General features: G+C 37.6%; 16 protein-coding genes. 6 read left to right on the top strand and 10 right to left on the bottom strand.

The features are described from left to right. Nucleotides 1-9: 9 nt before the first annotated feature. Both A8L44_RS02585 and A8L44_RS02590 read right to left on the bottom strand, forming a co-directional pair. Nucleotides 10-1092, bottom strand: coding sequence for a dipeptide epimerase (locus A8L44_RS02585; RefSeq protein ID WP_066101083.1), 1083 nt, complete (start codon nt 1090-1092; stop codon nt 10-12). Next, complete coding sequence (locus A8L44_RS02590; RefSeq protein ID WP_066101086.1) at nt 1082-2020, bottom strand: S66 peptidase family protein; 939 nt, start codon at nt 2018-2020, stop codon at nt 1082-1084. Before A8L44_RS02590 ends, A8L44_RS02585 begins: the two co-directional genes overlap by 11 nt. 600 nt (nt 2021-2620) lie before the next feature. Between A8L44_RS02590 and A8L44_RS02595 the strand changes: the two genes are divergently transcribed. From A8L44_RS02595 to A8L44_RS02610, 5 genes are read left to right on the top strand one after another with little or no spacing between them, the layout of a single operon-like run. Beyond that, the gene (locus tag A8L44_RS02595; RefSeq protein ID WP_217491066.1) at nt 2621-3382 is read left to right on the top strand and encodes a helix-turn-helix domain-containing protein; all 762 of its coding nucleotides are present in this window, start codon (nt 2621-2623) and stop codon (nt 3380-3382) included. Continuing rightward, nucleotides 3379-3750, top strand: coding sequence for a hypothetical protein (locus A8L44_RS19070; protein WP_217491067.1), 372 nt, complete (start codon nt 3379-3381; stop codon nt 3748-3750). The genes A8L44_RS02595 and A8L44_RS19070 overlap by 4 nt, the downstream gene beginning before the upstream one ends. Further along, entirely contained in the window at nt 3743-3946 is a 204-nt protein-coding gene (locus A8L44_RS02600) for a PLDc N-terminal domain-containing protein (protein WP_066101089.1), read from the top strand. Before A8L44_RS19070 ends, A8L44_RS02600 begins: the two co-directional genes overlap by 8 nt. Next, the gene (locus A8L44_RS02605; RefSeq protein ID WP_066101092.1) at nt 3946-4848 is read left to right on the top strand and encodes an ABC transporter ATP-binding protein; all 903 of its coding nucleotides are present in this window, start codon (nt 3946-3948) and stop codon (nt 4846-4848) included. Before A8L44_RS02600 ends, A8L44_RS02605 begins: the two co-directional genes overlap by 1 nt. After that, nucleotides 4845-5615, top strand: a complete 771-nt coding sequence (locus A8L44_RS02610; RefSeq protein WP_066101095.1) for an ABC transporter permease — start codon at nt 4845-4847, stop codon at nt 5613-5615. The genes A8L44_RS02605 and A8L44_RS02610 overlap by 4 nt, the downstream gene beginning before the upstream one ends. 99 nt (nt 5616-5714) lie before the next feature. On the opposite strand, the gene A8L44_RS02615 is transcribed toward A8L44_RS02610, so the two are convergent. The 5 genes from A8L44_RS02615 to A8L44_RS02635 form a co-directional block, all read right to left on the bottom strand. Further along, the gene (locus A8L44_RS02615) at nt 5715-6311 is read right to left on the bottom strand and encodes a DedA family protein (RefSeq protein WP_066101096.1); all 597 of its coding nucleotides are present in this window, start codon (nt 6309-6311) and stop codon (nt 5715-5717) included. 45 nt (nt 6312-6356) lie between these two features. Further along, on the bottom strand, nt 6357-7355 hold the full coding sequence (locus tag A8L44_RS02620; protein WP_066101099.1) for a glycosyltransferase family 2 protein: 999 nt from the start codon (nt 7353-7355) through the stop codon (nt 6357-6359). Between the two features lie 14 nt (nt 7356-7369). Then, entirely contained in the window at nt 7370-9058 is a 1689-nt protein-coding gene (locus A8L44_RS02625) for a DUF6044 family protein (RefSeq protein ID WP_302621334.1), read from the bottom strand. Between the two features lie 322 nt (nt 9059-9380). Then, a complete protein-coding gene (locus A8L44_RS02630) occupies nt 9381-10163 on the bottom strand; it encodes an HAD family hydrolase (RefSeq protein ID WP_066101101.1) in 783 nt (260 codons plus the stop codon). A gap of 118 nt (nt 10164-10281) precedes the next feature. After that, nucleotides 10282-11643 carry an aspartate kinase gene (locus A8L44_RS02635; protein WP_066101103.1) on the bottom strand — a complete coding sequence of 454 codons (1362 nt, stop codon included), beginning with the start codon at nt 11641-11643 and terminating at the stop codon, nt 10282-10284. A gap of 343 nt (nt 11644-11986) precedes the next feature. Here A8L44_RS02635 and A8L44_RS18840 point away from each other — a divergent pair, with 343 nt between their 5' ends. Then, nucleotides 11987-12163, top strand: a complete 177-nt coding sequence (locus tag A8L44_RS18840) for a hypothetical protein (RefSeq protein WP_175354221.1) — start codon at nt 11987-11989, stop codon at nt 12161-12163. A 97-nt stretch (nt 12164-12260) separates the two neighbouring features. On the opposite strand, the gene pnuC is transcribed toward A8L44_RS18840, so the two are convergent. From pnuC to A8L44_RS02650, 3 genes are all read right to left on the bottom strand, one after another. Then, nucleotides 12261-12947: a nicotinamide riboside transporter PnuC gene (gene pnuC, locus A8L44_RS02640; RefSeq protein WP_066101108.1), complete on the bottom strand. Its 687-nt coding sequence runs from the start codon at nt 12945-12947 to the stop codon at nt 12261-12263. Further along, entirely contained in the window at nt 12934-14055 is a 1122-nt protein-coding gene (locus tag A8L44_RS02645; protein ID WP_066101111.1) for an AAA family ATPase, read from the bottom strand. Before A8L44_RS02645 ends, pnuC begins: the two co-directional genes overlap by 14 nt. Nucleotides 14056-14372: 317 nt before the next feature. Further along, nucleotides 14373-14903 (bottom strand): tetratricopeptide repeat protein, encoded by a 531-nt coding sequence (locus A8L44_RS02650; protein ID WP_066101114.1) that lies wholly within the window; start codon nt 14901-14903, stop codon nt 14373-14375. Between the last annotated feature and the right edge of the window lie 140 nt (nt 14904-15043).

Raw genomic sequence — 15043 nt, forward strand, 5'->3', positions numbered from 1 at the left:
ATCCTCCTCTCACTTGAGCTGAATATTCCTTATACCTAAGCCTTCTATTTCGGGTAAAGTAAATTTACTACCCTTATATTGTATGCCGCCTTCAATCAGGGAGCGGGATAACATGAGAGGGGCATCAAAATCATAGCGGGTAATATTACGTTTACTTGCAGCAAAGTGAGCAGCAGCTGTTAAACCTAAATGTGTTTCAATCATACTGCCCATCATGCATTCCATCCCTGCCGCCTCAGCTAATTGGTTAATGTACTGGGCGTAAAAAATCCCTCCAGTTTTCATCAATTTAATATTAATCATGTCTGCACTCCGTGTACGAATGACCTCTAAGGCTTGCCTTGGGGTAAATACACTTTCATCTGCCATAATAAATGTATTTACCTGATTAGTTACTTGTCTGAGCCCTTCCAAATCATCTGCCTTGACCGGTTGTTCCACCAATTCAATTTGTAAACCCATTTCCTCCATACGGCGGATTGCCTGAATCGCTTCCTTCGCAGTCCATCCTTGGTTAGCATCCAGACGTATCGTAATCTCATTCCCCACACACTTTCTAATTTCTTTCACTCTCGCAATATCCTCATTTATATTACCGAGACCTACTTTAACCTTTAAGGTTGTAAAACCGCTCTTTACATATTCCAATGCCTCCTCCCCCATTATGTGAGGGATATCCACACTTACCGTAAAGTCTGTTTCAAGCCGAGAGCTTCTGCCACCTAAATACTGATAAAGGGGCAGCTTACTATTTTGGGCCAGACAATCATAAATAGCCATATCAATTGCCGCTCTTCCGCTTGAATTTCTTGTCATAATAGCGGATAGGTCATGAAAAATCTCTTCGAAACACAAAATATCTTTTCCTATTAAACTGGGTTTAAAAAAGTCGTGAATAGCTGTTTCTATTGATTGTAATGTATCACCAGTAATAACAGCAGTTGCGGTTGCTTCTCCCCATCCAACCAAACCATTGTCACATTGAATTTTGACATAAACAGAGTCAGCTGTATTTACAATCCTTAATGCTGTTTTAAATGGTTTAATTAAAGGAACTTGTATTCGATAGGTTTCGATATTACTAATTTTCATCTGCAATTCCGCTTTCAATAGTAAGTGTCTTCTCTGCAGTGCTGATTTTGGCTTTCACGCCGAGTGGTATTCCAACATGTGGGTTGCAATGACCAATTTTAAATCCACTCATAGCTGGCTTATTAATCAGTTTTGTATAGTGAGTCAATACCTCATCGAGGGTGAGTGTCCGTCTGCTTTTGGGATCGCAATTGGCAAAATCACCGATGACAAGACCGGCAATATCACTTAACTTTCCAGCCAACCATAAATGATTTAAGAAGATATCAATATTCCTAGGCTCTTCATAAATATCTTCTATTAAAAGGAGCTTTCCTTTCGTATCTATTTCGAAAGGAGTCCCCAAGGTCGTTGTGATCAAGCTTAGATTTCCTCCTACTAATTCACCCTCCGCTTCTCCCTCAATAAATGGGTGTAAAGGGGAGATATCCTCTTTATAATTCACTTCTTCTGATTGAAAAAGCTGTTTAAATGATTCCTTAGAGCGAGGATGTATATCATCATTTCCTAAATCAGATGCAAGCATAGGACCGTGAAAGGTAACCAAGCCAGTCTTTTGTCGAATTGCCGTATGTATAAATGTAATATCTGAATATCCCCAGAAAATCTTTGGGTTATTCCTAATGACTTCATAATTAATGGCATCCGCAATTCGCGCCGTCCCATATCCCCCACAAGCACAGATAATGGCTTTTACGTCTTCGTCCTTAAACATCGCTTCAAGATCTTCCACCCGTTCTGCGTCTTCGCCTGCAAGATAGCCATATTCCTTATAGATATGACTGCCCATTTTTACGGTAAGACCTAAATCCTGTTCCAGAAAAGACAGTGCTTTTTGAAGGGCCTCCTTCTTTGGAGGACTGGCAGGAGCAATGACGCCCACTGTATCTCCCTTTTTAATCCGTTTTGGTTTAAGTTGTTCTAACATCTTCTCACTCCCTGATTATGTAATAAAGGATTCTCTATTGAACATCCATAAATTAGCTGAGAACTATAGGTTCATTTCTTTATAGGAATCTTTAATATTAATAACTTCTTTGCGATTCCTACTTAATAAAGAGCCAACTAAAATAAATGTATGTAAAATAAATCAGTCCTATTCAGTTCTATAACTAAAAACATATCCACATGCCCTTACCTATTTTCTGAATTATCAATCAATTAATGCTATAAGAAATCTTAGAAAACCCATTTCTTCAAAAGAATACAAAAAGTACTTTTACTATCCCTTATTCATAATAACAATAACCCCCTTAATTTACATAAGTAAACAACGATTTAGAGGAACGATTTTTTAATATCAACAGGCAAAAAAATATCATAGGTAAGCCACTTGGAGATTGGATTTATGATTGGAGTTGCCGTGAACTGACATTCATTGGATCACCATAACAAGATCCTGAGGCTTATTTATTATTGACTGTTTAACGTAAAGTTTCTCGTTAGTTGATTTTGTATTGAAAAATATCGTATTGCTCCATTTAGCTTTACAGCATCTATGGTTACAATAGTTATAGGAGGTAGTTGTATGTACTCATTAAATTTTTCACATAACCTTGCTAACCTGCGCCGTAAAAAGAAACTCACCCAAAAGGAATTAGCGGATTTTATCGGTGTTACGAAGGCATCCGTATCTAAATGGGAAAATAAACAGAGCTTGCCGGACATCTTACTATTACCCCAGCTCGCATCTTTTCTAGATGTAAGTATAGATGAATTGCTGGGCTATGAAGCACAGTTGAGTCGGGAACAAATCCAAAAGCTATATGTGGAGCTTGCTTCTGACTATACAAGACTGCCCTTTAATGAAGTGATGAATAAATCACGAGAACTGGTTCGCCGCTATTATTCCTGTTATTCCTTTTTACTCCAGATCTGCATCCTTTGGCTGAACCATTTTCCTCTTGCAAAGGACCATGATGAGCAACAAAGAATTTTGCACGAAGCTGTAACACTTTGTGAGCATATAGAGGAAAATTGTAAAGTAATAGATATTTGTAATGATGCTATCACTGTGAAAGCTGTATTCAACCTCCAACTCGGTAAAGCTGAAGAAGTCATTGAAGCATTGGAGATGATAGCAGATCCAACTCGCATCTATCACCAAAGTGATTCAATTTTGGCACAGGCCTATCTGACCGTCGGGGATTTAGACAAAGCCAAAAGCTATACACAAATCAATATGTATCTACATGTGATATCGCTGATTACAACTGCGGTCCAATACCTAGCCATTCATATGGATGACCCTGCAGTATGTGAAAAAACGATTAAAAAACAGAGGGATTGATTCGGCTATATGATTTAAACAACCTGCATCCCAATAGCGCAGCACAATTTTTCTATCAGGCAGCACTTGTCTATATCACACATGGAGAAAAAGAAAAGGCGCTGGGAATGCTAAATCAATATGTTCAGGTAGTTCGAGTGCTTTTTACCCATGAGCACGCGTTGCTCCACGGCGATGCTTATTTTGACAGGCTGGATGAATGGATTAGCAAACTTGACCTAGGAGCATCACCGCCACGAAATATGCGCCTTGTGGCAAAAAGTGTACTGGAGTCTTTTAAGCATCCATTATTGACAGCACTTCAGGACAATCTAGAATTTAAGAGAATACAAAGAGAACTTACGGAAGGAGTGAAATATTATGAATGAAGTTAAAGAATTCTTACCCTTTATTATTCCTTTGGTTATTGCAGAATTTACATTGCTGGGTTATACCATCCATCATATTTTGACACATAATACCTATAAGCGCGGCAGTCGTACCATGTGGCTAGTTATCGTGATAATCGGCATGCAATTCATAGGACCTATTCTGTATTTCCTGCTTGGAAAAGAGGATGAATGATGAATATGTTAACTTTATCTCATGTAAAAAAGCGGTTTGGAGATAAAAAAGTATTAGAGGATGTCACTTTTTCTGTACCGGAGCATACTGTTTTTGGTTTTGTGGGTCAGAATGGCGCTGGGAAAACTACGACTATGAAAATTATTCTTGGCTTGCTGGAGGCAAACAGCGGGGAGATTACTGTTGGCGGAGAAAAGGTTCGCTACGGCGATACTCCCACAAATCGGCTTATTGGATATTTACCTGATGTACCTGAGTTTTATTCTTTTATGGCTCCTAAAGAATATTTGCATTTTTGCGGTGAGCTCACAGGGATGTCATCTTCGAGTATCAAGGCTCGTACAACGGAGCTTCTGGAGCTTGTGGGACTCTCCAATGAGAAACGGCGAATCAAAGGTTTTTCACGCGGCATGAAGCAACGGCTCGGAATTGCACAAGCGCTTTTCAACCGACCTAGACTGTTGATTTGCGATGAACCGACCTCCTCTCTCGATCCTGTTGGAAGAAGGGAAATTCTAGATATTCTTACCGCAGCAAAGGAACATACAACTATTCTCTTTTCCACGCATATTCTTTCCGATGTTGAGCGTATATGTGATGAGGTCGCATTCCTTCACGAAGGCCAAATCGTGTTGCAGGAATCAATGGAAAAGTTAAAAAGAGACTATGCAAGCATCGGGTATGAAATTGAGTTGGAGTATCCAGAAGATACGGCAAAACTACTTGCTGCTTTTCCAAGCATCAAAAAAAGCAATGAGAAACACCTATTGCTGGAGCGAGCTGATCAGGTACAGACAGAAGCCGTATTACGTTTTATATTGGAACATCATATTCCTTTCCGCCGTTTCGAAAAGCAGGAGCTATCGCTGGAATCTCTGTTTATGGAGGTCGTCAGTAAATGAAATCTTTTCTAGCTTTTTTCAAAAAAGAGTGGATGGAATGGAGTCGAACAGGACGATTGCTCATTCTACTGCTAGTATTTGTACTTTTCGGGATTATGAATCCAGCTATAGCAAAGATAACTCCATGGATGATGGAAATGATGGCAGACTCTCTGGAGGGATCAGGCCTTGTCGTTACAGAGGTTACAGTAGATGCCTTGACCTCCTGGACTCAGTTTTATAAAAACATGCCAATAGCCCTGATTATTTTTATACTGCTATGCAGTGGATCCTTTACTTCAGAATATCAAAAAGGAACACTCATCCCTGTTCTGACAAAGGGTCTTTCTCGCTGGAAATTCGTTATCGCAAAAAGCATGATGATATTTATATCGTGGACAGCTTGCTATTGGATTTGCTTTGGTATCACTTATGCTTATAATGCTTTTTATTGGGATAATAGCATCGCCATGTACACTAGCTTTGCAGCAATGTGTTACTGGCTTTTCGGGCTTTGGGTGTTATCATTTATGGTGCTGTTTTCTACACTATCCTCTAGTAATACCACTGTTTTACTCGGAACTGGTGGTACTGTACTGGCGGTTTATCTCATCGGACTTTTCCCAAAGCTAGAATCTCTCACACCGATGAAGCTAACTGAAACCATGAGTCTCCTGACAGGGCTCAAAGAACCGGGAGAGTATGTCACGACGATTGCAATATCTGCCGGCATAGTCGGAATATGCCTCGCTGTTGCGGTTATGATTTTCAAAACAAAAAAGATATAAGATATGTTAAAACATGTTAAAACAGAAGCCCCTGTCAGGTCATCCTAACAGGGGCTTCTGTTTTCTCTACATTATAATGAACAATATGTAAAATATTTTTTAAGAGCTAACTTTACTTCTCGCAGGAGAGAACCAATTTTTCCATGAAAGTACTACGATGAAAATCAAGAAAAAAATGACCGCAATGAAGCTTAAATACTTGAGACCAATCATATTTCCGAAATAAAATCCAATCGTCATATAAAAGGTTGTCCATAGTAAGCTTGCTAAAAACGCGAGCGAGAAAAATTTTGCATATGGTAATTCACGTGTTCCTGACATATAGGGAGTTAGCTGTCTAAGTCCCGGTAAAAAATATCCTATAACAACCATTTTATTTTCAAATTGATCAAACCTTTTATGCATACTCATCCAGCGTTTCGGTGTGATTTTCACTAGATTTCCATACTTCTTGATGATGGATGTCCCAAGCTTCCTTCCAATCATATAGGTAAAAAGCATACCCACATTAGTACCCAATAGTGCAGCGCAGATGGCCCAAAGAAAATTGAGGTTTTGTTCAGCAATGACAGCACCGATAAAAATAACAAATGTTTCTTCAGGTGCAGGAATTCCCACAATCCCGCAAAATAAAACTAAGATAATCACCCAGTATCCATACAGCTGTATATAATTTGTAATAGCATCAAGCGTCATGTAGTTTCCTTCCTGTTTTCAAACCAAGATACATATATAACCCTGTTAGCGAGATTTATATTGATTTTCCTGGTTCGCCTGGCCTTTTTGATCTTCAGTATAGTTGTCCACATCAATGGCATAAATCGGCCTTTGTTTAACCTCTTTAAAAATCTTGCCAATGTATTCACCCACTATTCCAATACCAATCAACTGCAGGCCACCAATAATCCACAGAGAAATCATGATGGATGTCCAACCAGATTGTGTATTCCCCAGTGTTTTTTGAATCAGAGCATAGCTGCCTGCGACCACACTGATAAACAGCGTCAAAAAGCCAATGTAGGTAACACAGCGTATCGGCGCAACACTAAAGGAGGTAATCCCATCAAGCGCAAAAGAAATCATTTTCTTCAACGGATATTTAGACTCTCCCGCTTCTCTTTCCTTCCGATCATAAAAGACTTCAGCGGAGGAAAATCCAATCATTGGAATCATACCTCTTAAGAATAAATTCCGTTCCTTATATTTTAAAAGTTCTCCCAATGCACGCTTGCTCATTAATCTAAAATCTGCATGATTAGGAATTAGTTTGATTCCCAATTTGCCCATCATACGATAAAAGCTAAGCGCTGTAGTCCGCTTGAATATAGTATCCTTCTTTCGCTGATCTCGGACTCCATAGACAATATCATATCCCTGATTGTATTTTTCAACCATCTCTTTAATGACCTGTATGTCATCCTGTAAATCAGCATCGATGGAGATGACACAATCAGAATGCTTTTGGGCTGTTGCCAGACCAGCGAGCAATGCATTTTGATGACCTACATTGCCAGCTAATTTTAGCCCCTTGACTAAACTATTCTGTACACTCTCCATTTGTATTAAATCCCAGGTATCATCAACACTGCCATCATCCACAAATAAAATAGCACTCCTTTCTGAGATTACACGGGAGTCCAATAACTCTTTTAGAATGGATGAAAGCTCTTCAGATGTTTTAGACAATACCTCCTGTTCATTGTAACAAGGCACAACGATTGTTAATACAGGCAGATTCATTATGAGTAACTCCTTTACATGACATGATATAGATAGATCTTCCAAGCTGAATCTTCATGATCAAAAACATCCATCAATTCAAGGTTATTCTCATCTGCATTCACAATAGGTACAGCTGAGATTATATATTGACCGCCCATTTCTTTCAGTACCTTCGTATTCAACTCTAAATTTTTTATTGTTTTGGATGAATTTTTTTCGTAATCATATTTCTTACCAAGCTCATCCACAAAAATATAACAACGCCCGCCCCATTTATCAAAATATTTTTTAAGCTGAGCGTTCTTATCCAGCTCCTTCTCAATAATTTCTCGGAACTGATGCTTGTACGCCAATGGATAGTAATTGTTATACGTATCCAAGGTATAAAAGCCATTATATTGAGCAATAGCAGGATGTAATCCTATACTTACCACTCTGTACGTATCCTGATGTTTTCCAATATAATCTTTAACCTCAGTAAATTGGTCAACAGCATAAAACTCCCTAAAAGTCGGTGAATCCAGTCTTCCATAATACACTTCCGGATTGTACATAAATAAGACAATCAGCTGAGCGACAATGACTCCTTTTGAAAACTGCCTCCATCTCCCTCCATTTTTCCAAAGAATACGGCAGGACAGGGCAAACAATAAGTACAAAACTAACGGTCTCAGGAAATGAAAACGGGCAAAATTAAAATTATTTAAAAGTGAAATTTGTTCTTTCAAGGATGCCCATCCCTCATAAAACCAAAACGCATACCATGCAGATAAAATAAAATTCAAGATAAACAGCTGAACATAGCGTTTCTCACTTTTCCAAAGCTTATTCCGATAAATAAACCATAAAGCTATAAATGACACAGGCGAAATAATATATTGATGAAGCGTTAATACATGATTATGTCCAATTATGTAATTTTTAAATATCAGACGGACAGATCGCGCAAATCCTAATGCAGAGCTGAAATATTCATCCCGGCTGTTGGGCTCTTCAGGAAATATCAAAGAATAAACCAAGCGATATTCAATCAACAGGTAAATAAAAGTCATTAAAGCAATACTGCCGAAGAATTTCCAATTAGGGTCTTTTTTCTTGATCCAATCATAAAGCCAAAGCAATCCCATAGCCACCAGGAAGAAAAAGAACCCTAGTACAAAGCTCGAATAAAAAGGCAGAAGAATTAAAATGAGCCAATCCGTCCATTTACTATCTCTGCCTCTAATATTCAAAAAGGCATACAAGGCTAATGGATGCCCCAATGTGGCAAGCATTCCGGATGGCCAAAAAGGAGTCAAAGCAAAGGCCAATGCAACGAATACACGTATAAAGCCATGTTCCTCTTTTCTAACAACATGCTTTTTAAGTAAGAGATACATTCCAATAAACGCAAAGATTCTAGTAATCGCCTGACTGATTGAATATGCCGTCATGGATGGTAATAAATAATGGAGCCATTCAATTCCGCTGAATTCAGTTCCAATTGAATTCCTCGGTAAACCATTAATGATTTGTGGAATAGTCTCATTTATCGGTCCAAACAGCATTTGATTATCCTTCAGAACCTTGTACCAAGCGATATTGGAATCTAAGTTATCATGCACCCGTATATGAGAATCTTCACCAAGTATAAACATCGGAGCCAAATAAATGATCAACAACACCATCGCAGCTATCAATAACTTAGTTTCCTCAGTCCATTTGTTTCTTAATTCCCCCACTGCTATACACCGACTTTTCAAGATATATTTAAATCAACCCACCAATAATTGTAAAATTATAATGTACTCATGGTAGCTATTTATATACCCCATGTCAAGGAGCTATTGGGTCAATATGGATATTACAAATCTTCACCCTCAACCTTTTTTAATGTAAACTAGGTAATTTTCAAATATAGGCTTATTGTTGTATGTAAAGGCAAATCATCATTACGAAAACAGTCAAAAATAAAAAACCAATTCAACCTGGGGTACTTAACCCCTTAAGGATGAATTGGTCTCCGCGACACTTCTTGAAATTTCTTTCACAAGATATTCATAATTATATTTCCTTCAGCAATGGTAGTAAATCCGCCAGTTTCTTAATCTCATAGGTAGGCTTCACTTGATCCGTTACTTTATGATGGCGGTTTACCCAAACAGATTTTATTCCTGCACGATTGGCACCGAGAATATCCGTCATCAGATTATCTCCAACCATCAGGACTTCTTTTTTTTCAACCTCTAATAATCCTACAGCATGTTCAAAGAGTTCGGGAGCCGGCTTACCTTGTCCAAAATCCCCTGAAATGACAATATGATCGAAATAGGGAGCTATTTCAGGTGTTATTTCCAGCTTTGTTGTTTGCAATTGCGGGGAGCCATTTGTCAGTAAAAGAAGTTTAACACAACCCTTTAATTGATCCAGCACTTCAAAGGTATCCTCATAAATAAAGGGATGTTTTCTTCTTTCTTCAGGAAACTTTTCCGCTAATTCCTGTCCTAACTCTGCATCCTCTATTCCCAATGCTTTCAACCCATTCGTCCACGCATCCTTGCGATAGAGCGGCATAATTTGAGCCATCTTTTGAAATTGCTCATGTTTGTCCTGAAAATCCCCCCATAATCCCTCAAATGGATTTATCCCAATCATTTGTGTAAAAGCGAATGTTTCATAGGAGCTATACAGTTTAGTGGCTTCCTTTCTAACTGATTCTTCTAGCTGCACTGGGTCAATCTGATATTTGTTTATAGACAGCCCGCAGGTTTCCCTGAAAGCTTCCTGAACACTTTTTTGATCCCATAACAATGTATCATCGAGGTCAAACATGATTGCCTTTACCATATCGGTTCCTCCGTCCCAGCATCAACCGCTCCGGTTTGATCCTATTAATATAGAAAAGTTTTGTTCTTTGGATAATGGCATTATGAAACATTTCTATTATTCGATTTACCACTTTTCCTTACACGCTTACACTGGTAAAAAATTCATTGTAAAGAGCAGCCACTGCTCGGTTTTCCTGAAGTTCTTTCACACCAAACATCATACTGACTTCAGAAGACCCTTGATTGATCATTTCGATATTAATGCCGGCATTTGCCAAAGCCTTGGATGCCCTCGCAACTGTACCAACATTCGAACGCATTCCCTCTCCCACAATCATAATCAAGGATAAATTGTGTTCAATTTTCACCTCGTCAGCCTCTAATTCCTCTATAATCCGGTTCCTAATAATCTCTTCAAGCTCAGAGTCCATTTGATTCTGTCTTAAAATGACAGTCAAATCATCAATTCCCGAAGGAACATGTTCATAGGACAACTTTAAATCTTCAAGGATTTGAAGAAGTTTACGTCCAAAACCTATTTCTCTGTTCATTAAATATTTGCTGACATAAATGCTGCAAAAATCATTGTCACTTGCAATACCGACAACCGGACCATTGGTTAGCTCTTTTTTATTCACAATCATGGTACCAGGTGATAACGGATTATTCGTATTTTTAATATTTACTGGAATCCCTGCTTTAAAGGCGGGAATTAACGCTTCATCATGTAAAACACTAAATCCTGCATAGGAAAGTTCACGCATTTCCCGATACGTCAATACACTGATTTCCTTAGGTTTATTAATAATCGTTGGATTAACCGAAAATACGGCATCAACATCTGTATAATTTTCGTATAAATCAGCTTTAACTGCATTAGCCAGAATTGCACCTGTAATATCCGAGCCGCTCCGCGGGAACGTCATCACCTTTCCATCCGTTGTATAACCAAAGAATCCTGGAAATATGACAATTCCTTTTTTATTTCTTAAATGATACAGATTGGCATACGATTCTGCTAAAACCTGAGCATTCCCCGGCTCATCACTGACGATTAGTCCTGCCTCATGAGGATTCATGTATTCAGCCTCTACACCTCTGGCTTGGAAAAAAGCAGCTACCAATTTGGCATTATTGTCTTCTCCACTGGCTTTAACGGCATCCATAAACTGACCCTTATCGCTCAGGTCTCCATTAAGAATTTCCATTAAATCAGCTCTAATTCTTTCGACAACAGAGCCTGAAATAGATAAATCCTCTGCTATTAATCGGTATCGATCAATAACCATATCAAATAAATATTGATCACAAGCCCCATTTAACCAGCTTTCTCCACAGGCAATGAGCAAGTCTGTCACTTTAGTATCGGATGAAAATCGTTTACCTGGTGCCGATACTACCACTATTTTACGTTGTGGATCTGATACGACAATCTCAAAAACTTTATTCAACTGCTCACCGGATGCAAGAGAAGTTCCCCCAAATTTAACTACTTTCATTCTGCATATCCCCTATGTTTAATTTTCAGATAATATTAACTATTATCACTTCTCAGCGCTAAAGTTTCAAGAGAAAATATGAAAAATTTCAAATAATATCCATCGGGACTTCTATTCTTCGGAAGTAAGTCTCATTCACCAAAGAATTAGAATGGCAGGATGACTCATGAAGGCGTAAATATTCTAGTTATCGATTAATTTTTGATACCACGGAAATGAATAAATGGTACATTTTAAACTTGTCATTTTTAGACACTAGTCGAAAGTATATTTTAAAAAAACAAAAGATCATGAGGAAAAATACGGTAAAATAATTATAAAATATAGTTTGGAGGGTTTACTTATGATGGCAGCATCCTTATTTGGATTAATTTCTATATTGGTATACTTAGGTATTATCGTTTTTATTATTTATGTAGCACTTACTATCTTAAAGTTAATGAAACAAAAAAATGAATATCTAAAGGATATTCGTGACGAAATCAAGAAAAGTAATAGCATCAATCAGTTAAATCCATAATCTTAAAACAGTGTTTGATTCTTTATAACTTGTACCAATAACTATAGAAGGGCCGTCACTATGACTGACCCTTCTTTAAATTCTTGATTAGGAACTATTATTTTACTTCTTCTTTATTTAATTTACTCCAATTGTACCAACCGTAAATCGCATTGATTGTCCACGAAACATACATGGCAACCATAGACCACTGTCCAAGCATAATGAACATAACCAAGCAAACAAGGTCAATTACAATCCATACGAGCCATTGTTCTCTATATCGTAATACCATGAGGATTTGAGCTACTATTGCCATTACATTAGTAAATGCATCATAGTAAGGCAGAGTATTACCGAGATAATTTTGTCCGATATAACCCAGTGCGATAGTACATATAACAATTAACAAAGCTGTAATGATCATCTGCACTGACTTAAGACTTTTTGCTTTTACTTGCATTGTTTCCTCGGTCATATTCTTCTTCCAAATAAATACACCGAGAATACAAGTTACGAAGTAGAAAATATTTTCGAAGAACTCAAGATACAGCCCCAACCCCCATACGATATACATATAGGTTACAATCTGTATAAAGTTGAAGATATAAGACGACAGTTTGCCTTTCGCTGTCAAAACAACACAGATTACACCTGATACTCCGCAAATCATACCGATAGGAGAATCAGGAACAAAGTAATATACGATGATTTGAAGCAGTACCATACTTATCATAAATATTTTTTCAAAGAGATTATAACCGTTCCAAAATTCGTTTTTAAGATAATTTTTAATTCCTTCCATTTTCAATGATTCTTTTCACATCACTTACAATAGTTTTGAAGTTGTTCCAATAGCCCCCATTTAGAACCGTTACCTTGTCCCAATTTCCTGAACTTTTAATATTGTTGCAAAGTATGTTGAATAACTCATTGCGTTCCTCCATTCCAGAATGAGCCATAAATCGCTCGTGGTCATCCACAAACTCGCCACAAGGACATAGTAAATAAATTTTATCCCACCGACATTTTTTTGTGATTTCATCGGCCACTATAGCAACTTTTTCAAATTCTTCCTCTGTTAAGTCACATTGGCTGTCTCTGGAATACCCCTCTGCGTACATTCTTGTTACCATCGAGTCGGAGTCCGCAAAAAAGATTCCTTGATTGGAGGGTGAGTTAATTAATTTTTTATTGAGATTATACTGCCCTTCAAGAAAAGCCATATAGTCCGTCCCGTTTAATTCCCATTCGGCTATATTACTTTCTTGCATGTAGCCTCTTGCGAACTCATAACTGTATGGCGCATTGAAATATTTGCCCAGGTCGGCGGTTAATACTGATTTTCCTTCCGAAGCAGTACCGCATATAAGAATGTTTGTACTAAAAACTCTACGGAATGGATACGTTATTTTATCCCAATGCTTTATGGGGTTTTCCCTTATCATCGTTGCTGATATTGGAGTTAATGCAAGTCGGTCAACCAAGATTGCGGTTTCATTAAACTTTCCGTTTAAGTCCTCATGATAATTCCTATCCCCGACATACCAAATTCTATCGGTATCTGTAGGTGTTTCTACCGCCTTGCGATAAATAGTTTCAAACTCTTTAAGCCAACCATTCCAACCATTGGGATAGTTTTCAATACCAATTTCATTTTCATTGATTGTATATACAGCAACCAAATCATCATCCGAAAAAAACTCTCTCACGTAACGATATCGCATTTTATGAGGCATAAGTGGTTCACCTTTATCCCCGTCATATCCACATACAATGACAATGCAACCGCCGTCGTTTTCTTTTTTTGCTTGCATAATTAAATCCAAATGCCCTCGATGAAGCGGAGCGAATGATCCAAATACAATACCAACTTTTTTCCCTTTAAGGGGTTTTTGGTAGGAGTTTAACACTTTTCTTCTCCCTTCTTTTTATCCTTTAAATATAAAATGAAAAGAAACTACGCTCTCGACTGAACCTCTATTTCTCTCATAGTACTACATGTAAATTAGATGGCTCTTTATTTTATTATACTAAAATAATATTATGAAAGAGGTAAGATTTACTGAAGGCGTACAGTTATATCAGAGAAAAAGAAACACCAAAAAAGTAAGATACACATTTTGAGTGAATCCTCCTTTTTTCAATGCTTTCATATAGAATGTTTCTTCTAAGTAAAAAGGTTATATACAGTTAGCTTATTCAACCTATAGGATGAGGTAATTACGATTTAAGGATTGTCTAAATCTAAAGTTTCATCAAGGTGCTGGGCATAGTAAGAAATACCACGCTTAAAGTACTGAAGTATTTCATCATTTGTAGTTTCCATTAAATTTATTAAGACAATTTCCATAGCCCTTTTATATTCCCCTGTATTATATAAAGCCATAGAATAAAAGACTTGCAGGGCTCGATGCTCAGGAAATTCAGTCACACCACGGTGAAGAATGCCAACAGCTTCTTTATAATGCCCCAAAATCCGGTAACTGCTTCCTAAACCAAGGAAACACCTTTGTAGATCAGGACCGGATAGACCTTGTTCAATTGCTTTAACATAGTAAGGAATTGCTTTGTTACATAACCCAGAATTATCATAGGCAATCCCAATCTGATAATTTATTTCTGCATTTTCCGGATCATTTTCTGATAGATTTAACAGAAGATTAAGTGCATGATTTAAAATAGCCGAATCCTGTTTCTCACGACCATCTTCACGCAGCGCAATAGCATTATCCAGAAGTTCACGTGGATTTTTATTCATTTATTCCCACCTCATTGTTTCTTGTAATTTAGTTCAATTAAATCCAGATTTCTAAAGGAATTATTTATTTTATGAGTCACGCAGAACGACGGGGCAAGAAATATTTTGATGAGATTTTATTAAGAGTTCTAGCTAACACG

Source organism: Bacillus sp. FJAT-27986, from assembly GCF_001685035.1.
GTDB lineage: Bacteria > Bacillota > Bacilli > Bacillales > Pradoshiaceae > Pradoshia.